Origin of the sequence: Pseudanabaena mucicola FACHB-723, assembly GCF_014696385.1 — a bacterium.
In the GTDB taxonomy this organism is placed as follows: Bacteria; Cyanobacteriota; Cyanobacteriia; order Pseudanabaenales; family Pseudanabaenaceae; genus Pseudanabaena.
The window spans coordinates 1-21,019 of the sequence record NZ_JACJQB010000025.1 but is presented as its reverse complement, the minus strand read 5'-3'; the positions used below and the strand labels follow the sequence as shown (position 1 = coordinate 21,019).

General features: G+C 43.0%; 17 protein-coding genes. 9 read left to right on the top strand and 8 right to left on the bottom strand.

What is annotated here, in order from left to right:
- Positions 1–21: 21 nt before the first annotated feature.
- Positions 22–915: a S1 RNA-binding domain-containing protein gene (locus H6F41_RS12355; RefSeq protein WP_190403782.1), complete on the bottom strand. Its 894-nt coding sequence runs from the start codon at positions 913–915 to the stop codon at positions 22–24.
- Positions 916–1,112: 197 nt separating this feature from the next.
- Between H6F41_RS12355 and ftsH the strand changes: the two genes are divergently transcribed.
- A complete protein-coding gene (gene ftsH / locus H6F41_RS12350) occupies positions 1,113–3,002 on the top strand; it encodes an ATP-dependent zinc metalloprotease FtsH (protein ID WP_190403781.1) in 1,890 nt (629 codons plus the stop codon).
- Positions 3,003–3,056: 54 nt separating this feature from the next.
- Here ftsH and H6F41_RS12345 read toward each other — a convergent pair whose 3' ends face one another.
- The gene (locus tag H6F41_RS12345) at positions 3,057–3,833 is read right to left on the bottom strand and encodes an MBL fold metallo-hydrolase (protein ID WP_190403780.1); all 777 of its coding nucleotides are present in this window, start codon (positions 3,831–3,833) and stop codon (positions 3,057–3,059) included.
- A gap of 389 nt (positions 3,834–4,222) precedes the next feature.
- Here H6F41_RS12345 and H6F41_RS12340 point away from each other — a divergent pair, with 389 nt between their 5' ends.
- The 3 genes from H6F41_RS12340 to H6F41_RS12330 all read left to right on the top strand — a co-directional run bounded on the left by H6F41_RS12340 (position 4,223) and on the right by H6F41_RS12330 (position 7,046).
- A complete protein-coding gene (locus H6F41_RS12340) occupies positions 4,223–4,897 on the top strand; it encodes a GAF domain-containing protein (RefSeq protein ID WP_190403779.1) in 675 nt (224 codons plus the stop codon).
- Between the two features lie 242 nt (positions 4,898–5,139).
- The gene (locus H6F41_RS12335; RefSeq protein WP_071590106.1) at positions 5,140–5,256 is read left to right on the top strand and encodes a photosystem II reaction center protein I; all 117 of its coding nucleotides are present in this window, start codon (positions 5,140–5,142) and stop codon (positions 5,254–5,256) included.
- Between the two features lie 74 nt (positions 5,257–5,330).
- Entirely contained in the window at positions 5,331–7,046 is a 1,716-nt protein-coding gene (locus H6F41_RS12330; protein ID WP_190403807.1) for an ABC transporter ATP-binding protein, read from the top strand.
- A gap of 66 nt (positions 7,047–7,112) precedes the next feature.
- Here the strand turns inward: H6F41_RS12330 and smpB are convergent, their stop codons facing one another.
- Entirely contained in the window at positions 7,113–7,571 is a 459-nt protein-coding gene (gene smpB / locus H6F41_RS12325; RefSeq protein ID WP_190403778.1) for an SsrA-binding protein SmpB, read from the bottom strand.
- Positions 7,572–7,608: 37 nt separating this feature from the next.
- Positions 7,609–7,953 (bottom strand): hypothetical protein, encoded by a 345-nt coding sequence (locus H6F41_RS12320; protein ID WP_190403777.1) that lies wholly within the window; start codon positions 7,951–7,953, stop codon positions 7,609–7,611.
- A 157-nt stretch (positions 7,954–8,110) separates the two neighbouring features.
- Here H6F41_RS12320 and H6F41_RS12315 point away from each other — a divergent pair, with 157 nt between their 5' ends.
- On the top strand, positions 8,111–9,976 hold the full coding sequence (locus H6F41_RS12315) for a protein kinase domain-containing protein (RefSeq protein WP_190403776.1): 1,866 nt from the start codon (positions 8,111–8,113) through the stop codon (positions 9,974–9,976).
- Positions 9,977–10,122: 146 nt separating this feature from the next.
- A complete protein-coding gene (locus tag H6F41_RS12310) occupies positions 10,123–10,899 on the top strand; it encodes a hypothetical protein (protein WP_190403775.1) in 777 nt (258 codons plus the stop codon).
- Positions 10,900–10,943: 44 nt separating this feature from the next.
- Here the strand turns inward: H6F41_RS12310 and pheA are convergent, their stop codons facing one another.
- From pheA to H6F41_RS12295, 3 genes are read right to left on the bottom strand one after another with little or no spacing between them, the layout of a single operon-like run.
- The gene (gene pheA / locus H6F41_RS12305) at positions 10,944–11,780 is read right to left on the bottom strand and encodes a prephenate dehydratase (RefSeq protein ID WP_190403774.1); all 837 of its coding nucleotides are present in this window, start codon (positions 11,778–11,780) and stop codon (positions 10,944–10,946) included.
- Entirely contained in the window at positions 11,777–14,788 is a 3,012-nt protein-coding gene (locus H6F41_RS12300) for a transporter substrate-binding protein (protein ID WP_190403773.1), read from the bottom strand. The genes pheA and H6F41_RS12300 overlap by 4 nt, the downstream gene beginning before the upstream one ends.
- Positions 14,785–17,190 carry an ATP-binding protein gene (locus H6F41_RS12295; protein WP_190403772.1) on the bottom strand — a complete coding sequence of 802 codons (2,406 nt, stop codon included), beginning with the start codon at positions 17,188–17,190 and terminating at the stop codon, positions 14,785–14,787. The genes H6F41_RS12300 and H6F41_RS12295 overlap by 4 nt, the downstream gene beginning before the upstream one ends.
- 161 nt (positions 17,191–17,351) lie before the next feature.
- Between H6F41_RS12295 and H6F41_RS12290 the strand changes: the two genes are divergently transcribed.
- The 3 genes from H6F41_RS12290 (at position 17,352) to kaiC (ending at position 20,266) form a co-directional block, all read left to right on the top strand.
- The gene (locus H6F41_RS12290) at positions 17,352–18,215 is read left to right on the top strand and encodes a circadian clock protein KaiA (protein ID WP_190403771.1); all 864 of its coding nucleotides are present in this window, start codon (positions 17,352–17,354) and stop codon (positions 18,213–18,215) included.
- Positions 18,216–18,402: 187 nt separating this feature from the next.
- Positions 18,403–18,702 carry a circadian clock protein KaiB gene (gene kaiB / locus H6F41_RS12285; RefSeq protein ID WP_009626105.1) on the top strand — a complete coding sequence of 100 codons (300 nt, stop codon included), beginning with the start codon at positions 18,403–18,405 and terminating at the stop codon, positions 18,700–18,702.
- Positions 18,695–20,266 (top strand): circadian clock protein KaiC, encoded by a 1,572-nt coding sequence (gene kaiC, locus H6F41_RS12280; RefSeq protein WP_190403770.1) that lies wholly within the window; start codon positions 18,695–18,697, stop codon positions 20,264–20,266. The genes kaiB and kaiC overlap by 8 nt, the downstream gene beginning before the upstream one ends.
- A 42-nt stretch (positions 20,267–20,308) precedes the next feature.
- Here the strand turns inward: kaiC and H6F41_RS12275 are convergent, their stop codons facing one another.
- Complete coding sequence (locus tag H6F41_RS12275) at positions 20,309–20,800, bottom strand: pentapeptide repeat-containing protein (RefSeq protein ID WP_190403769.1); 492 nt, start codon at positions 20,798–20,800, stop codon at positions 20,309–20,311.
- Between the last annotated feature and the right edge of the window lie 219 nt (positions 20,801–21,019).

Below are 21,019 nucleotides of genomic sequence, written 5' to 3'. Positions count from 1 at the left end.
TACCTCTACTAGCTAATCAAACTAAGCTTCCCAGAGCTTGCTGATGTTTTTTTCGAGACGCTCTTCAGCCTCAGCAAATACCTGTGCTGAATTGTCCAGCATTTCACCCGCATGAAGCTCAAGGATCTTGGTAGATAGGGCAATGCGATCGCGAGATTCATCAATATCGATGACGACAGCCTTGATCGTGTCATTTATCTGAAAAACATGGGTGGGATCACTAACGTTCTTTTGGCTCATTTCCTTGACATGCAACAAGCCAGACACACCAGCAAATTCTACAAACGCGCCAAAAGGACGAATATTGCTGACTCGACCAGTGATCAGTTGTCCCTTCGCCAATTGACTCATGGCTGCGAGTTTAGCCGCTTGACGATTAGACAGCACCAACTTTTTGCGGGTTTCATCGGCTTCTAAAATCATCACTGGCAATTTTTTGCCGACTAGCTTCGGTAAATCTGAAGCATCAGATAAATGCGATCGCGGTACAAATCCACGCAAGCCGACGCAATCCACAGTTACGCCGCCACTGTTAGTACCAATCACCCTAGTTTCAAAAACCTTAGACTCAGCTTGGTAGTCGCGGAGAGTTTGCCAAGCCTGTTTAAACAAAAGACGACGAACAGAGAGCTTTACTTCACCATCAGCATTCTGATTACTAATAATCAAAAACTCATACTCACTGCCGACAGGAAAAGCTTCATCATTCGAGCGAGAAGAACTGCTGAGAGTTGCTTCTTCGGTGGGAAGAAAACCCAAAGATTTAGCGCCAATATCGACATAAATGCCACTACTTTCGACGGACACAACCTTACCCTTCACGACCTGCCCAACGGCAAATTCGTAGTTATGCTCTGCGAGGGCATTGGCAAAGTCATCGGCAGAAAAGGGCTGAATATTTTTTGTGGCGTTCATGGATAAAGAGGTAAATATGCTAAAGATACGTAGCGTTACTGCGTGTATTTTAGTGTAATTCTTTCACTGTGATAAATCAAAAGTGAAGGCAGAGAAAAGCACCAATCTCTACTTTCCATAGGAATGCACTAAACTAGGTAAATAATTAAGTCAACCGATTTCCGCATCGACGGGGCAATAAGGAGCGACAGACAGTGATGTCTTCTAGAAAAAAAGTCTTTTTAGCAAACTTCTGGCGGCAAGTCAAAACGACAGCCGTGAGTCTAGCCATTTTGCAAGGTGTCGCCATCACAGCGCCAACACCTGTGCGTGCTGATGCAGACAGCGCCGTAACTATCGGCTATAGCGAACTGCTGGCAAACGTAAAAGAAAATCGTGTCCAAAAAATCGATCTAGAAAGCAACGGTCTGGCTGCGGAAGCAGTTTTGAAGGATGGGCGCAAGGTCAGGGTTGACTTAATTGCCCGTGATGGCAATACGGAGCTGATGAAAGCTTTGCGGGAAAGTAATGTCGATATCGCCGTCAGAGCGCCACAACAACCTGGCTTAGTTTGGCAGTTGGCAAGTACGCTATTTCTGCCATTGCTCATGCTATTTGTGCTAGTCATCGTCTTCCGTCGCCTCAGTAATGCCCCCGGTGGACCGGGGCAAACCCTCAGCTTTGGCAAAACCAAGGCAAGATTTTCTCCCGAAGCAAAAACGGGAATCATGTTTGAAGATGTGGCGGGGATTGATACTGCTAAGGAAGAATTGCAGGAAGTTGTTACATTTCTTAAACAGCCCGATCGCTTTACCGCCGTTGGCGCAAAAATTCCTAAGGGGGTCTTGCTAATTGGCCCGCCCGGTACTGGTAAAACCCTATTAGCTAAGGCGATCGCAGGGGAGGCGGGAGTACCATTTTTCTCGCTATCGGGTTCTGAATTTGTGGAGATGTTTGTCGGCGTGGGGGCTTCCCGCGTGCGCGACCTGTTCCAAAAAGCTAAGGACAATGCGCCTTGTATTATTTTTATTGATGAAATTGATGCCGTTGGACGGCAACGCGGCTCTGGTATTGGCGGGGGCAATGATGAGCGTGAGCAGACCCTCAACCAAATGCTCACGGAAATGGATGGGTTTCAAGGTAATTCAGGAGTAATTGTTGTGGCGGCAACCAACCGTCCCGACGTACTCGATAGCGCATTGCTCCGTCCCGGCCGTTTCGATCGCCAGATCACCGTGGACTATCCAGACTATAAAGGTCGTCAAGAAATCCTCAAAGTCCATGCGCGTAATAAAAAACTAGAGGAAAATGTTTCTCTAGAATCGGTGGCACGATTGACCCCCGGTTTTGCAGGCGCAGATTTGGCTAACCTACTCAACGAAGCCGCAATCTTAGCGGCTCGCCGCTACAAAGAAGCAATTGGTGAACTAGAAATTGCCGATGCCATTGATCGGATTACGATTGGGCTGAGCATGAAACCGATGCTCGATAGCTCCAAAAAGCGCTTAGTTGCCTATCACGAAGTTGGTCACGCCTTAGTGATGACTTTGCTCAAAAATGCCTCTTTGCTGGACAAAATCACGATCGTGCCGCGCTCTGGCGGAATTGGTGGCTTTGCTAAGGGTGTCCCCGATGAAGAATATGGACTGGAATCGCGATCGCAAATTCTTGACACGATCACAATGATGCTCGGTGGTCGAGCTGCCGAAGAAGTCGTCTTTGGTGATGCCGAAATCACCACAGGTGCATCGGGAGATTTTCAACAGGTCGCGAGATTAGCTCGCCTGATGGTGACTCAGTTTGGCATGTCGGAATTAGGTTTAGGTGCGCTGGAATCGGAAAGTGGTGAAGTATTCTTGGGTCGTAACTTTATGCCCCAAAGTGATTATTCAGTCAAAATGGGCGATCGCATTGATCGCCAAATTCGCGAGATTGCCCAAACTTGCTACAACAATGCCAAGCGATTAGTCGAAGAAAATCGTGACCTCTGCGATCGCCTTGTAGATATTCTGTTAGACGTAGAAACCCTAGATGGTGAAGAATTCCGCAAAATCGTTGCCGAATACACGCAATTGCCTGAAAAGAAACCAGTCTCAGTGAAATTCTAATCATCCTAAAAAGCAAAAAAGGCAGCGCTCGCTGCCTTTTTTGCTTTTTAGGGTTTATGGCATAGATGGCTGTTTCAGCTTCACCTCAAAACGTTGCCAAGGTTGCGGCTCAATAATTTCCGTAGCAATATTATTCTCAGCAAATTGCGATCGCAAAGAATCCACCGATCCTTCCGCCTTCAAAATATTCAAGAGCAAGCCACTATAGGTCAAGTCACCACCCGCCGCAGTGGGCAGCATCACCTGCGGTTTTAGCCACTTCGCAATCTGTACGGCCCCTTGAGTCCCTTTAATTACCGTCCCCACTAACGGCAGCTTCAAATCCACCGTCGGCGTAATCACTACATCCACAGGTGCAAATTCTTGAACTGACGATGCATGAGAACCATGGGGTTCGTAATAAATTGAAGTTCCTGTCACCAAATCTTTGAGAATATAGCCATTCTCAATCGTAGTTGGTCCCGTGGGCGAACCTAATACGGCTCTGATATCAATGAGATTAGGCAGACTAAATACCTCACCATGGGCAAGCGCCGTCACTTGGGTATAGCCAAGTTCCTTGACTAACTTAGCGGCACTTGGTGAAGCCACCACAGGAATTTTGCGATCGAGTTGCTTGAGCGTTGCAGGATGAGCGTGATCTGGTAACCCCTGAGATAGGAGAATCAAATCAATATTTTCAGGAATCTGCCTTGGCGTGCGGCGCTCAGACTTAAAAAACCATGCCGCGTTACCAAACATCAAGGCATCCACCAGCCAAGGATCAAGCAAGATTCGTTTACCCGCAATCTCGATCAGCCATGAATTACTGTCTAGCCATGTCAAATACATAATTCTCTGTACTGGGAACTTTCTTAATCACATTGTAACGAATTGTTTACAGATCCCAGCAGCAAAATAATCCAACAACTACAGTCTTACAGAGAAAAACCCCGCAGGAGGCATTCTTGCGGGGTTGGATTTATGTAGATACGTCGCTAGTATTCAGATTATGCAATCTCTGAATCGCGATCGCAGTGACTATGCTCACAGCCAAAAAAGATTATTTAATAGCTTTTGCGTGATATAGATCACCATTTAGAACTTTGCTAAGGTGATTTTGCTATTATTATTCGGAGAGCTTAGGCTGCTAAGACAAACTCCTAAAACTTGATGTTTGGGCGTTTATTGAATTTTAATTTGCCCTGAGCAGGACATTAAATAGAGTAACGGGGACATCCATGAATTCTGATTTAGACTGTCAACCAGACATATTTGCAGATATTGCTGAATCTAATCCCCATGAGCTAGCGGAACAATTGCGTTATTACCAAGGCTTACTCAACGATTTACTCACTCTATCGATGTCTATGGTTAATACGCTTGAGCCAAGAACCTTTTTGGAAGAAGCTTTAACAAGAACTCGCAAAATGACTGCCAGTGATGCAGGCAGTATCTACTTAATTGATCGCTCCGCACCAGTACATACAGTCTGCTTTGAAGTATCGCAAAATGACTCCCAGCCAGATCGCTCCCTAGTTAGCTTTGCTGTCCCCCTCAACCAAAATAGCATTGTGGGATACGTCGCCATGACGGGCAAAATTCTGAACCTATCTGATGCCCATGACTTACCCGCCGATGCCGAATACCAACATCACAAAACCTTCGATCATGATATTGAATATCGCACTCGCTCAGTATTAGCAGTTCCCATATTCAATTCACAAAAAAGTACGATCGGCGTTTTTCAGTTAATAAATCGTAAAGTTCAAGATATTGTGGTCACTGCTGATAATGCTGATGCAATTACATTAACTTACTCCACATTAGATGAAAAATTGTTACAGGCGATCGCAAGTCAGGTCTCACTATATATCGAGCGATCGCAACTTTTAGGACAGGGCTTTACCCCCTAAAAGAATTAGCGCCATCAACCTAATAAGTATTTATACTCAAAAATAAGTAGCTAGGCATAATTAAAACCCAAAGCTAAACCCTGTGGCGCAGGTACAGAGTGCGCCACAGGGTTTTAGTTTTTTATATTTAATTGCGCCTAGCTACTTAGTGAATCTCAATGAAGTATTAGGAATCCCCATCTTTTCCTATAAGATTTAACATAGGATAAATTCTTAGATATTTATACGGAGATTATTTATTTATGCTCACTTTAAAAATAGTGGTCTACATCACTGTCATATTCTTCATCAGTTTGTTTGTGTTTGGCTTCCTTAACAGCGATCCATCTCGTAACCCCGGTAACAGGGATCTCGAATAGTGGTCACTCCTTCCACAGCTAGCTCTGCCAAAGCTCAATCTGCAAATCGCGTCAAAAGCAATGACTGGCGATTAATGTTGAGTTTATTGCCCTATGCAAAGCAAAATTCTAAACAGCTTGTCATATCGCTGCTTTTACTCGTGCCGCTATCAATCGCTAGTGCGGTGCAACCAATTTTGGTGCAGCAAGGCATTGATGGACCGATCAAGAACGGCGATCTGTTGGGTTTACGGTGGATTTGCCTAGTCATTTTATTGACGATCGCAGTTCGTCTTACGTTTCAGTCATGGCAGGGCTACTTGGTGCAGGAGGTCGGACAAAAAATCACCGCAGATATCCGTACTGATTTGTTCCGTCACGTTACTTCCCTATCAACCAGCTTTTTTGATCGCACGCCTGTCGGCAAATTAATCACCCGTCTGACCAGTGACGTTGAAGCGTTAGGAGATGTATTCGCCACTGGTGCTGTCGGTGTATTGAGCGATTTTGCCGCCATTGGCACGATTGCCCTATTTATGTTCCTATTACGCTGGGACTTAGCACTGATGTTAGTGGCAATGGTGATCCCAGTTACTGCCCTCATTGTTTATTTTCAGCATGAATATCGCAAAGCTAACTTCAAAGCTCGCGATCGCCTCTCTGAGCTAAACTCCATCCTCCAAGAAAATATTATTGGCGCAAATATCGTTCAATTATTTCGCCGCGAAAAGTTTAATTCCCATCAACACCTCAAGGTCAACGAGGAATATGTGGAAGAGGTCAATCGGACTGTTTTCCATGATTCTGCCGTATCAGCCACATTGGAATGGATTGCCCTCGTTGCGATCGCAGGCGTTCTCTGGCTCGGTGGCGGGCAAATTATTCAGAAAAACCTAACCTTTGGGGAGCTTTCCGCATTTGTATTGTTCTCACAACGTCTTTTCGATCCAATTCGTCAATTAGCCGAAAAATTCACTACAATTCAGGCAGGATTCACGGCCGTTGAGCGAATTAACTCAATTTTGCAAGAGCCGATTGACATCCGCGATCCTGAGTATCCCAAAACGCTTCCCCTTGATGGCACTGGCGAAATTTGCTTTGAGCATGTGTGGTTTGGCTACAAGCCCGATGAGTATGTCCTCAAAGATGTAAACTTTACCCTCAAAGCTGGTGAAAAAATTGCCCTCGTAGGTCCCACAGGTGCAGGCAAAAGCTCAATCATTCGCCTATTGTCACGGCTGTATGAACCAAGCAAGGGTCGAATCCTGATCGATGGTGTTGATATTCGCGAAATCACCCAATCAGAGCTGCGGCGTAGTGTGGGTGTGATTTTGCAGGATGCATTCCTTTTTTCTGGTGATATCAAAGACAATATTACCCTCGGCGAAGACTATGCGATCGAGCAGGTGGTCGAAGCTGCCGAACTGATGAATGTTGATCGCTTCATTCAGGAATTGCCTGAAGCCTATGCCACTCAAGTCCGTGAGCGTGGTACTAATTTATCGGGTGGACAAAAGCAGTTACTCGCCTTTGCTAGAGCTGCAATCCGTGATCCGCGCATTTTGATTTTGGATGAAGCCACGGCTAGTCTTGATGTCAATACCGAGTTTTTGATTCAACAAGCCCTAGATCGACTTTTAGTTGATCGCACCACGATTATCATTGCTCACCGTCTATCCACAATTCGCAACGTTGACCGTATTTTGGTACTCAAACAGGGCGAAGTTATGGAGTCTGGTAGTCATGACCAACTCATTGCTCAGCAAGGTCTGTACGCTAGCCTCTATGAGCTAGAAATGATGGCAAACTAATTGATTTGATTCATTGCCAATAAAAAGCGACGCAATGCGCCGCTTTTTATTGGCAATAGATTTAGACTATCTATTTTTCATAACCCGTTCGATATCCCGCTTATCGTCACGCTTTTTCATGTCTTCGCGTTTATCATGGAGCTTTTTATTGCGAACCAAGGCTAAATCCACCTTAATCCAGCCCTCCTTTTGATAAACCTTAAGAGGAACTAGAGTTAATCCCTTTTGCTGTACCGCCGCAATCAACTTACGAATTTCATCCTTGTGTAGCAGCAAGCGACGGGTGCGCGTTGGCTCATGGTTAAAGTACAAACTAGTCGTGTGGTGTGGCGCAATATACATGTTTAACAACATGATCTGTCCCTTTCGCACAATGCCATAGGCATCACGCAGATTTGCTTTCCCACCCTTAGTTGCTTTTACTTCCGTGCCAAGTAACTCGATTCCTGCTTCATAGGTTTCGAGTATTTCGTAATTAAATCTAGCTTGCCGATTTTCGGCGAGGACACGATAATAATTTGCCATTTATTCCGATTAATTTCCCGTTAAACACTGCCTAAGATCACGCGATGAATTCAAGCAGTTTCCATTCTGGATTATCACAAAATGCTTTAGAAACCACATCTGCAATACCATGACAGTAGTTGTTAACACGCAGGGGAAGCTCAGCATTTTTGGTAACAACTGTCATTTTGACTTGGTTGTCCTCAATCTCAGAACGGTGAATCAAAACTTCCACAGTTACCATTTTGGCAAACGTGGCATTTGTTTCAATTTCTTGAGCAATTACATAATCTTCAGTTTCGTAGTTGATTGCCAAGCTACAACTTTCCAACGTTCTGATGATCGTTGCTTTTAGCTTTTCAGGATCAACTTCCACTAAGAAATTTTGAGTATATCTAGCCATAAATCATCAAAACAAAGGTTGCGGCTAGCAGTTTACTAGACCTTTTCTAAAAACTATTTTCAAGCAGCTATACGCCTATTCTGCATTATGTCATTTTGTAACAACATAGCTTCAATTTTGGTTGCTAGGCATTACAGCTTATCCATCATAAACCAAGGTGACCGTAAAACCTAAAACCACCGCGATCGCAATTTTCCAGATCAACGGCAATACTTTTAGGGGAAATCTCGTCTCTAGGTTATATTTATGGCAGAAATGGAGTCATCACATGATTGGTCAGCTACTTGATGGACGCTATCGCATTGCCAGTAAACTCAGCGAGGGTGGGTTTGGACATACTTATCTAGCCCATGATACACGCATTCCCAATGAGCCGCTTTGTGTCGTCAAGCATCTCAAGCCCACCAGTAGCGATCACGAATATCTCAAGATTGCCAATCGATTATTTACCAGTGAGGCGCAGATCCTTGCCCAGTTGGGCAGTCACGATCGCATTCCTCGTTTACTTGCCTATTTTGAGCAAGCAGGAGAATTTTATTTAGTAGAAGAATTTATCGAGGGCAAGTCCTTAGAGCAAGAATTATTGCGTGGCTATCGACTCAGTGAAGCCCAAGTAATTGAGATTTTGGATGACCTGTTAACGATTTTGGAATATACCCATAGCCATGGCGTAATTCATCGTGATATTAAGCCAGATAATATTATTCGCCGCAAATCTGATCAGAAGTTAGTTTTAATCGACTTCGGGGCGATCAAACAGGTCGAAACCCAACTCAATCAACAGGGACAAACCGTTGCCACAGTGGCAATCGGTACTCTTGGCTATATGCCCAGTGAGCAAGCACAGGGTAAGCCCCGCCCTAATAGTGATTTGTATGCAATCGGTGTGATTGGCATTCAGGCTCTTACGGGTTTACCGCCACGAGAATTGCAGGAAGACTATCAAACGGGAGAATTAATTTGGCAACATCTTGCCCCCAATAAGTCTGGACTCATCGATGTCTTAGCCAAAATGACCCGTTATCACTACAAAGACCGCTATGAATCTGCCTCAGAAATCAGGCAAGTTTTATCGCAATTACAGAGCTTGAGCAATGCGCCTAACAGCTTGCAATCAACCATTGTCAGCGCTAATAGCAACAACTTAGCGACGGAAGTGCTATCCCAAGGTGCGGCGACAGTTCCTCCTACGGAGATCTATAATCCTGCGATCGCAAAACCAATACCCCTGCCACCAGCCGTACCCCAGCAATATCATGAAACTCAATCGCCGCAAACATTACAGGTGGCAAATTTCAGTAATGAGGCAAATGTTCATGGGGCAAATGTTTCCCATAAAAATAAAACAGGTTTATGGATTGGTCTCTGGGTTGGTGCTTTTGCGATCGCCATCGCCATCGGTGCAGTCATGGCAACTCGCAGCAATAGTTCTACCAATCTAGCCAATTCCAATACAGTCAGTAATCCTAATCCGCAGATCACGCCAACGGCTCCAGTCGTTACCACAACCGCATCACCAGTTGCTAGTCCAGTCACTAGCCAAGCCCCCGCCCAACCGACTCAAACACCACCAACACCAACAACACCAGCACCTACACCTAGCCCAACTCCTACAGTTACGCCCACATCTACAGTTGCGCCGTTAAATGAGGAGGATGCGATCGCAATTATTAATGAACTTGTTGCCAGTAAAGGATTGATATTTGCACCTCCCTTTGATCGCCAGTTATTGGCGGAGCTAACCACAGGTGAAGCCTATAAAAATCGTAAAGGCTCGGTCGATTGGCTACAAAAAAATAATGCCTACTACAGCTACGGCGAATTTACCGTCAGTCCCGCAGGAGTATTTGGAATTCAAGATAATCAGGCCAATGTGACGGTAGAAATTTTTGAAAGCCCCACCTTATTCATAAATGGCAAAGTTGATCGATCTCAATCTCAGCCATCTAGAGGTAGATATATCTGCACACTTCTGTTTACAGAGGGAAGATGGAAGATTGCTGACCTCGTAAAAGTCAATTAAATTCTATTCAACGTAACTTCAGGGCAAATCTTGGGCATAGTAGCATTGGGAAAGGGGAAATAGAATTTTGTAGGTTTTCTGAGATTTTCTAGCATTGTGGTTGTCCTAACCCAACTACTGTCCATCTAAATTATTGGGATATTGCCATGCTACTTACATCAAAACCACAAATATCAAAGATTTCGGTAGCAGCACAACCTAGCGATCGCACAGGGTTTCTGGATGCTTTAGAACAGACAACTTTGCCACTACAAACTCCCGTTGGCGTAACTGTCTTATTAGTTTTGTTGCTCGGTACACTTGCAGGTAATGCCTATTACTACTGGAAACTCACCAAAAAGCGGAAGCAACTGAAGATAGAAAGACTCAAAACCCATGAACTAGCCAAAAAACTTAAGTTAGCGCTAAAAACCATTGATGAAAATGAGCGTAATCCCGATCTGATCAATTCCCGTGAGTTCAATTTGGACTATCTCAGTATGAGGATGGAGGAACCGCATTTTTGCGAAATTATTTTGGCACAGATGAAGGTCAATCTCCGCCAAAAAGTTGCTCCTGCCCTCATGCCTACCGAAGAAGATGGCGGACAAGTTCGCAAGGTTGATGTGATTTTTGATGTGTCTTATCAACCCGAACATCATGATGATTCGCAAATTCGCGTACTCTTCCGAGTACATGTCAAGTTAGCCAAAATCCCCGCCAATGGTTCGCAAAGTATTCTCAAAGACTTAACCCTTGGTTTAGAAAATTTTGTCATCGCTTCCGATGAAAATCGCAATTGGCAGCCCACCATCCAAGGCAGATTGGCTATTATTAGTTGGGATCAAAACGCAAAGCCCACACCATTATTAGTCATTGAGCAAACTAATGAAGGGTCTAATGTGCTGATGCGAAATAAACGGCTTGTTCAGTCCCGAAATTAGTACGTAAAGCGCACGCTGCGCGTGCGCTTTACGTCGTTGATCCGTCACAAGATGGAGTAGCTACCAAGAATTTTTAAATCTTCCGTAACTGTGCGTAACTCTTGCAGTGCTTCACTCAAATTAGGGTCTGCCATCGAAGCCTCGATATCAATAAAGAAAATGTACTCGCCCAAAGATCGCTTTGTTGGACGCGACTCAATCCGACTCATATTGATCTGGCGATTGGCAAATACAAATAAAGGCTTCACCAAAGCCCCTGGCATATTCCGCTTGAGACTGAATGCTAATGACGAATGTGTACCTTGAGTCGTAGGTGCAGTCCGCCCCAACACCAGAAAACGGGTGCAATTATCAGGTTGATCATTAATCGGATATTCCAGAACTGGCAAGTTATAAATTTCGGCGGCTCGCTGAGAAGCGATCGCAGCCATGGTCGGATCTGTCGCAGCTAGATGCACACCATCTGCCGTAGAGTCCGTGGCAATTTGCTGCGCCGTCGGTAAATTGAGATCGAGCCATTGCTGACACTGAGCCAAGCCTTGGGGATGCGAATAGACAACTTTGATATCTTGCAAATTTTGGGCGCGGGTAATCAAGGCATGGGCAATCGGCAAAACAATCGCCTGCTGAATTTGCAAAGCCTCTGACTGCCAGAGACTATCAAGGGTCATCGTCACGCCACCTTGGATCGAGTTTTCCACAGGAACAACGGCAATATCCACATCCCCGCGTTCAGCCGCATTAATGGCTTGCGGAATCGTCGGATAGGGACACATTCGCGAAGGATCATGCTCTAGATCAGGATGACAGAGCTGTAGATATCGTAGAGCCGCCATTTCTGAATATGTACCTGCAGGGCCAAGGTAAGCAATCGTAGTCATGATTCGGATGTATTGAGATTTTTATCCAGCAGTATATAGGTATCCATTTCCCCCCTGCCTTTAATCATGACTTTGCCACGATGCCAAAAAGAATATTTATCCTTGAGCAATTCATAGGTTGTCTCTGTAACTTGAATCCCGCCTGCTAAACCATGGGATTCCATCCGACTAGCAATATTCACTGCATCCCCCCAAATATCATAAATAAATTTCCGAATTCCAATCACCCCCGCCACCACCGTACCTGTATTGATGCCAATTCTTAAACGAAAAGCCTTGTCATCACCACGCTTAAAATTGGCAATCGACCGTTGCATCGCGATTGCCATATCGGCGATCGCTTCAGCATGGTCAGGTCTTGCTGTCGGCAACCCACCAACGACCATATAGGCATCACCAATCGTTTTGATTTTTTCTAGACCGAACTGATCCGCTAGTAAATCAAATGAAGAAAATATTTCGTTGAGCATAGTCACTAATTCATTCGCAGAAACCTGCGTCGATAGCGCCGTGAAATCAACAATATCCGCAAACAAAATCGTGACATTATCCGATCGCGATGCGATGGTATTGTGTCCTAGTTTTAGTTGTTTCACAATCGCTTTTGGCAAAATATTCAGCAGTAAATTTTCGGATTTTTCTTGCTCAGCCTTGAGAGCCTGTTCTGCTTGTTTACGCTCCGTAATATCTTGGACTAAACCTTCGTAGGAAATAAAATGACCCTGTAGATCGTAATTTGCCTTAGCATTAATCAAAATCCAGATAATATTGCGATCGCTCTTGTAAACTAAAGCTTCAAAACTGGTAACCGAGCCATCCGCCGCAAGTTGCTCAATAAATTCTTGATAGAGTTGAGGGTCTACAAATAAACGATAGGGATCTGCGGCAACGCTCGTCAGCAAGTCTATCGGTTTTTGATAGCCATATATTTTTGCCAGTGCAGGGTTGGCATTAATGTAACAACCATCGGGTTGAGCTTGAAAAATCCCCTCAATGGCTTGCTCAAAGATACTGCGATATTTTTCTTCAGCTTGGCGCAAAGATTCTTCAGTTTGCTTCTGATGACTGATATCAATAATTACACCATCCCAAACTGTATCACCATTATCTTGGCGGTGGGGTTGCGAGATGATTCGCACCCATTTCACTTTTTCAAACAGGCTAGACACGCGGTATTCATATTCAAAAAAAGTCAGTTCTTCTGCCGACTTCTGCACCATTTTATTTAGTTCAGCCCGATCCTCAGGATGCGCCATATCAAACACCCATTCCAGATATTCGGAAAACTCCTCAACAGATATACCAAAAATTTCCTGAGTACGTGGGCTGAGGTAAGGCATCGACACTTCCCCGTCGGGATGTAAGACAGCGCGATAGACTACCCCCGGAATGTTATCTGCGATCGCAGAAAATCTTTGCTGACTTTCGCGCAATAGACTTTCTGCCTGTTGTCTTTCGGCAGCCTCATTTTGCAAACGTTTAACCGTTTTCTGTAACTGCAATGTACGCTGCTCGATCCTCTGCTCTAACAGCTCATTGGCATCACGCAAAGCCGACTCCATATTCAGCAAGTCTGCCTGAGTTTTCAGCAATCGCTGATTAGAGTTAAACAACTTCGACATCAAAGAGCGCGTAATTTCTGGCGCAAGTTGATTACGTCCCTTACCCTGTCCCCGTCCCAGCAATTCATTAATCATCGACTCCAAATCCTGTGACTCTCTTTGGACTTGCCGACTATGCTGGATATCTTGCGGAATATCCGCCAACATTTCTAAAACCACAGTTGACATATTTGGGTCAAGATCCTCTGCCCCCAACCAAGGCATGGGCTTAATCGGCTCACTACTATAAATAATGTCAAGCCGACCTTGAGGACTAATTTCCGCAATTCGACAAGCATTCCACACATGATGATTGCGATCGCAATCAATTTTTCCCGCAGGCGACATAAAACTCTGTCCCTCCATCGCCTGCCTCACAGCCACCACATCAAAAGTTTGTGCCGTTTCGACAGCCTGTTTCCACAAATACACCTGACTATATGCTGCCTGAAACAAAGCATTAAGCGCTGGGAAGGGTAATTTCCGTTCTCCAAAGCGAGCAAAGGTTTTACGCACAAAATATTGATTATGCGGAGTGTCTAAACCTTGAAAATAGTTAGCACTAGCAAGATGACCTGCAATTAAATTAGGTTTAATAGCTTGGCAAAGGTGTTGCAGCTCCACATCAGTAAACCGAAAAGACAGCACAGGAATATCTGAGGCTTTGATGCCCGCTTCAGCATATTGACGCAAAAAATCAATTGAATTTGCTGTCGATAGGGTACTGACAACAGCAGATGGGGCTACTTGCTTAATGTTATTAATAATTTTTTGATAATCATCGCCAAAACCATGCAAATAGTCTTCAGAAATTAATAAACTATGCTGATGCTTAATCTGACCACGAATAATCTTATTCACTGAGCGGGAATAAATCCCATTCGAGCCAATCAAATAAAGGTGAGTACCTTTATTTTGCAACAACCAATTAATCGCAGGTTGGACAATTTGATTAGGACAAGCCCCTGTATAAAAAATATTATTAGAGCATTCTAAACCTTCATAACTATAGGGATACCAAAGCTGAGCTTGACAGTTCTCTAAAATAGGAATAATGCTTTTTCGCCAAGAAGATTGCCCACAACCAAATAGATTTTTAACCTCTAGTTCATGTAATAAACTTCGCACTTGCCCAGTAACATTCTGATCACTACTATCAACATCAACCACAATTGGCTTAATTTCTCGACCTAGCACCCCACCCAATTGATTAATCTCATCAATTGCCATCAAAGTAGCTTCTTTAGCAAGCAAATCACCAAAATTTAAATGGTGACTTAAAGAGTACATAACCCCAACATGAACTGCCTGCTCCAGATTATTGGTCATGCTGTGATTCGATAGCCCAACTTGGATCACCGTCTCAGTCTCAATACCGTGATTCAATGGCCTATCGACTTGACTCATAGTTGGTCAACACTTCCTAAATCAAAATGAGGTAACCCAAAACGCATAGCCTCAGTAATTGACTGATGTAAAATCAACAGAATCTCAGCCCTAGCAGTATCTAAGTTATCTAAGTCTAACCCTAAACAATCATATAAATTCAAATTAGAAAATTGATTTCGCAACCAATTAATTTCCACAATTGCTGATTTGGTAATAATTAGAATTGGTAAGCTCGACAGTATGTCCAAATGACTGATATCTTCTAAATTTTTTAACAAGTCTTGATGATCGCCATTCAATAATAATAAATCTGGTTGCCAAATTTTAGATAAAGCCTCACCTTGAGACAAGTCTTCAGCTTCCAATAAACAATGACCAAGATCCTGCAACAAATCAATTGCAGGTTCTTCCAAAGTTTGATTTAAATACAAACATTTAAGGGATTTAGGGGCAGGTACATAGCTGGGTAATAAAGAACCCAAGGCCTCTTTATTAATGGGTTTAAGTAAAATTCCATCAGCTTGATGTGAAGTGATTTTAGGTTCATCGACATGTTTCATCATCACCACGCGCAGCATCTGCGTTACAGGATCACCCTTCAACAAAGCTAAAACATCCCAGCCAGATAACATAGGTACATCTGGACTCAATAAAATTAAACAAGGCTGTAATCGCCTTGCCTTTTCTAAAGCTTCAGGACCAGATCGCGCAACTATGACCTGATAATCAAAATCCGCAAGGATAGTCTTCAAAGTCTCAACCACATCCGTCGATGTTTCAACAACCAACACCAAGTGGTTATGACTGAGATCAGCCCGCCGCTCCATGTTCCCAGAAAGAATCTCCAACTTACCCTGCTCAGGTGGCAACAAAATCGTAAACTGACTCCCCACATCCACCTGCGACACAAAGGTAATATCACCTCCATGCAATCGAGCTAAATGTCTAGTTAACAATAAGCTTGAGCCAGTACCCTCAAACCTTCGTGTCAGGACGCTTTCAATCTGCTGAAACTTTTGAAATACCAAACATTGTTTTTCTTCGGGAATGCCAATGCCTTGATCCCATACCGTCAGAGCTAGCCAGCCCTCCCACCATTTGGCAGTAATTCCTATTTGTGGAGATACTGATGGCAAATCATCCACTAACTCCGATGGTAAGAAACTAAATTTAAATGCATTAGAGAGCAAATTAACCAACATTTGCTGTAGTCTCGTTTCATCCGCATAGACCGTCTGCACCGTTGGATCAATATCTAGCTGAATATCCAGCTCCCAGCCCTCTTCAAAATGATAATTACGAAAAATCGTAGAATCTTGCTGCACCAACTTTTTAACTTGTTGAATACTTTTTTGACAGACCTCTCTAACAGAAATAATTTCAGGATAGAGTTCTAACTGTCCTGACTCAGCTTTGGCAAGATCAAAAATATTATCAATAATAGAGACTAGTTGCCGACCACTTTGGTGAATCATTTTCACATAGCGACTTTGGCGGTCGTTCAATGCGCCAAATGTACTGTTGCTCAACAAACTAGCAATGCCAATTACCGAAGTTAAAGGCGTTTTCAATTCATGGTTGATGCAGGTTAAAAATTCATCCTTTACCCGACTGAGTCCCGATAATTCTTGAGCAAGATTTTTTTGAGCCGTAATATCATAGGCAATCGCCAATTCCAAGCCTGCAAGACTTCCCTGTAAAGACACATTAATTACTTGCCAAGTAAAAGATGCGCCATCCGTAGTACAAAATTGATGGGTGACTGGTAAGTTTGACTCAATTACTGACGATGCATCAGTTTGAGAATTAATATCGTGATCACTCAATGCCTCATTTGTATGGGCTATGTCTGCGTCCGATTTAACTGACAGACTCTCATAAAGACTATTGCGCCATGAAGAGTTCATCCCCACAATCGCACCATGGCAATCACTAACCATCACAGGCATAGGCAATTGATAGATCAGTGGCAACAATAATGAGGCGGCCGTAGGCACTTGGGCTAGCTCAGTCTGGACTAATGTCCGTAATAAGCCGCTTACCTCCAAAATGCCAACAAATTTGCCATTGGCATCAACTAAAGCCCAAGTTTCTGCCGAATGCCGATACTTGGAGATCCTTTGCAAAAATTCAGCCGTCGTCATCGTAACTGCGATCGCAGGCAAAGGCTCAAGATCAATATCCGCCAGATCAGGCGATGGCACCACAAAAGTGAAATTGTCAGATTCAGATTGCCAATTCAGTAGACATTGAGTGTTAAACAATCCTTGTGGCACATCATGCTGATCTAACACCACCACACTCGACCATCCTTTTTTAAGCATACTTAGCGCTTCAGAAGTATGAGTGGGCAGTCGGCAAATTGCTACCAGCGACTGTCCATATATTTCTAAAGACTGATTTAAGATGAGAGAGTCCATACGTCAAAACCCTTACGGGTTATTATGAATCAAGTGTTTTTTACCACTAATAACTTGTAAATTTATCCATATTACAATCACCAATCTCACATAATTTAGCTATTTCAGTGAGAAAATAAAGATTAAGATAAACCCAAATTCATTTTAACCACCAGTAGCCTGTGTTGCCCAACCTGCAAGTATGCTGTTTGGTGGCAGAAACCAATGTCCACCAAACTCAATCTAATCTCACCAAGTTTTTACCAGAAGATCGATATACCATCACGGTAGTTTCTGAATTAGAGTCACTTGTAACCCTATTAACAAACACCCAAAATGTTCAAGACTGTCTAGTCATATTCAAAGATGTCGAAGCTGTAGTCGATCACCTCGGTAGGTTAAATATCTTTATGCCTACCATACTAGTTTTAGAAGCTCTAGACGAAAAAATCGATCCACCTCATGAGACCAGTGAAAATCGAGACTTCTATAGAGCTAGCATCAGTATTAGTCTTGATCAACTTCAAGATCTTCCCACAGTTATTGATCAAGCAATTGCAACTTTCATTAAGATTTCACCTCAAGTTAGACATCAAGTTTATGTCAATATTCCATACAGCGCGGCTTCCGAATCTTTAAGCGTTCAACAACAAAGGCTAGCGAAAAAGCTCAACGAAAGACTGGGGTACTTGGGAGTGTATTACAAAAGAGATTCACGATTATTCCTTCGCAATCTAACTCCCGAAGAAAGGCAAGAATACATCGGGCGCTTAAAAAATATATATCGATCGATTATTCTCGAATATTTTTTAGAAAAAAATGACGATCTCAATCAGAAAATTGACGAGTTCGTGAATTTATCATTTTTTGCCGATTTATCCGTCTCACAAGTTCTAGAAATTCACATGGAACTAATGGATGAATTTGCCAAACAGTTAAGATTAGAAGGCAGAAACGACGAAATTTTAATAGACTATCGCATTACGCTTATCGACATGATAGCTCACCTATGCGAACTATATCGACGATCTATCCCACGTTCTTAAACAAACTACAGATGCAAATATTCATACATTTACATTCTATTAACCCCTCGTAATGCTTGAAAGTCTACATATATTTTGTCTACACTTTGTTTATGCTACCCCAGAGCAAAAAAACATATACCAGAGTTGAGCTTACCAAAGTTTAAGAGATACGCTACAAATAGCCGAAGCAAACAAGATTAATGAAATGATTCGTAAAACTTACGTCCTAAAACTCTATGTCGCAGGCAATACTCCCAACTCGGTGAGAGCACTAAAAATGCTCAACGATATCCTTGAGAAAGAGTTTCAAGGTGTTTACACATTAAAGGTCATCGATGTGCTCAAAAACCCGCAACTAGCTGAAGAAGATAAAATCCTAGCCACCCCAACCTTAGCAAAGGTTTTACCCCCTCCCGTTAGGAAAATTATTGGCGATCTATCTGATCGCGAAAAAGTGTTAATTGGACTAGATTTACTATACGAGGAATTAATTGGCAATGACTAGCTCATCTATTGAAAACAATAACGACAACACCAACGACATCAAAAGACAAGAGCTAGGTGTCCAGAAGTTACGTACCATGATTGAGGGATTAGACGACATCACCCATGGGGGATTACCAAAGGGACGCTCTACTCTTGTCAGTGGTACATCAGGTACTGGAAAAACTCTCCTCGCAATGCAGTTTCTCTATAATGGCATCACAGGTCTAGATGAACATGGTGTATTTGTGACCTTTGAAGAGTCACCATCCGACATCATTAAAAATGCCCATAGCTTTAACTGGGATCTACAGGAACTAATTGACCAAGGCAGACTATTCATCCTTGATGCTTCCCCCGACCCCGAAGGACAAGAAGTAGTTGGTGATTTTGATTTATCAGCATTAATAGAGCGAATTCAATACGCAATTATCAAATACAAGGCCAAACGAATCTCAATCGATTCAATGACTGCCATATTTCAACAATATGATTCACTTGGTCTCGTTAGGCGCGAAATTTTCCGCATTGTCGCTCGACTCAAATCCCTCGGCGTAACTACAGTCATGACTACCGAGCGCGAACTAGAATACGGTCCCGTAGCAAGATTCGGCGTAGAAGAGTTTGTTTCAGACAATGTGATTATTCTCAGAAACGTTCTTGATGGAGAACGTCGCCATCGTACCGCTGAAATTCTCAAGCTGCGTGGAACTACTCACATGAAGGGTGAATTTCCATTTACGATGACTACAAAAGGGATCAATATATTCCCATTGGGCGCAATGCGTCTTACCCAAAAATCCTCCAACACCAGAGTTTCTTCAGGTATTACAACCCTTGATGAAATGTGTGGCGGAGGTTACTTCAAAGACTCAATCATTCTAACCACAGGCGCAACGGGAACCGGAAAAACCTTAATGGTCAGTAAGTTTATTGAAAATGGCTGTGAAAATGGTGAGCGTGCAATTTTATTTGCCTACGAAGAGTCACGCCAACAACTGACACGCAACGCATCATCATGGGGGACTGATTTTGACAAGTGGGAAAGCTCAGGTCTACTCAAAATAATCTGCGTTTATCCTGAGTCCTCTGGCTTAGAAGATCACCTGCAAGTTATCAAATCTGAGATTGAGGCATTTAAACCATCACGAATTGCGATCGACTCCTTATCCGCTTTAGCTAGAGGTGTAAGCAACAACACATTCCGCCAATTTGTGATTGGACTAACAGGGTATGTCAAACAGGAAGAAATTACTGGACTATTCACGAATACCACTGATCAATTCATGGGTTCGCATTCAATTACCGAGTCCCATATTTCTACAATCACAGACACAATCATCCTATTACAATATGTAGAAATTCGTGGACAAATGTCCCGCGCAGTTAACGTATTCAAAATGCGTGGTTCACGTCATGATAGTCGCATTCGCGAATATATTATCACCGATCAAGGCGCTCAAATTAAGGATTCATTTCAAGGATTTGAAAGAATTCTCAGTGGCTCACCAACCAGAGTCTCTGTTGATGAAAAATCCGAATTGTCCAGAATAATTCGTGGAGTATCGGTTGAGCCTCTAGAATAAGAAAGTGAGCGCTATGCGCTCGTTTTCTTATTCAATTGGTATTTAACATCCCAAAGATTCACGAGTATCAACGCCAGTTTTAGAGTTTTTTCCCGAAGCATTTAAGCAGAGTTTTTTTACTTGCTGAATATCTAACAAAGCATTAGTAAAATCAGCAGCTGTCACATCAACATTGTCAAAAGTTGAACGCAACATATTTGTATCAACTAATATCGCATCGCTCAAATCAGAATCCTTAAATCTAGAAACATAGGCTATTCCAGAGCTAAAATCACTTCCATGTAAATTCACTTCATCCAATAAAACTCCATTAAAGAGTGCCCCACGAAGATCAGCATTAGTAAAATTCGCCTTCCTTAAAGTAATACTCGTAAATTCAGCACGAATCAAGTTTCTTCCAGAAAAATCTTCGCCACCTGCCTCATTTAAAATTGAGCGCGTGACGCTAGATGAACTAGCAGCTTGAGCGGAGAGTGGCATTAAAAACATTACTGTTGCCAAAATGATGCTTGTAATTAATCGCCAATATTTCATAATTGCTTGAGTAAAACTTAGAATAAATTTTATGTTACTAGTAAATACTAGCTTGTAATACAAGCTGTTCCAACAAAACAAAAAGGCATATCTACACAGAATGAAACAAAGACAAAAAAGAGAGAGGAGTCAGCTTATACGAGCTGACTCCTCTCTCTCTTATGTCTTTGTTGTTTGGAGCTAAAAATTAAGCTTGGCATCGAGCTATTTTCCCGTAGG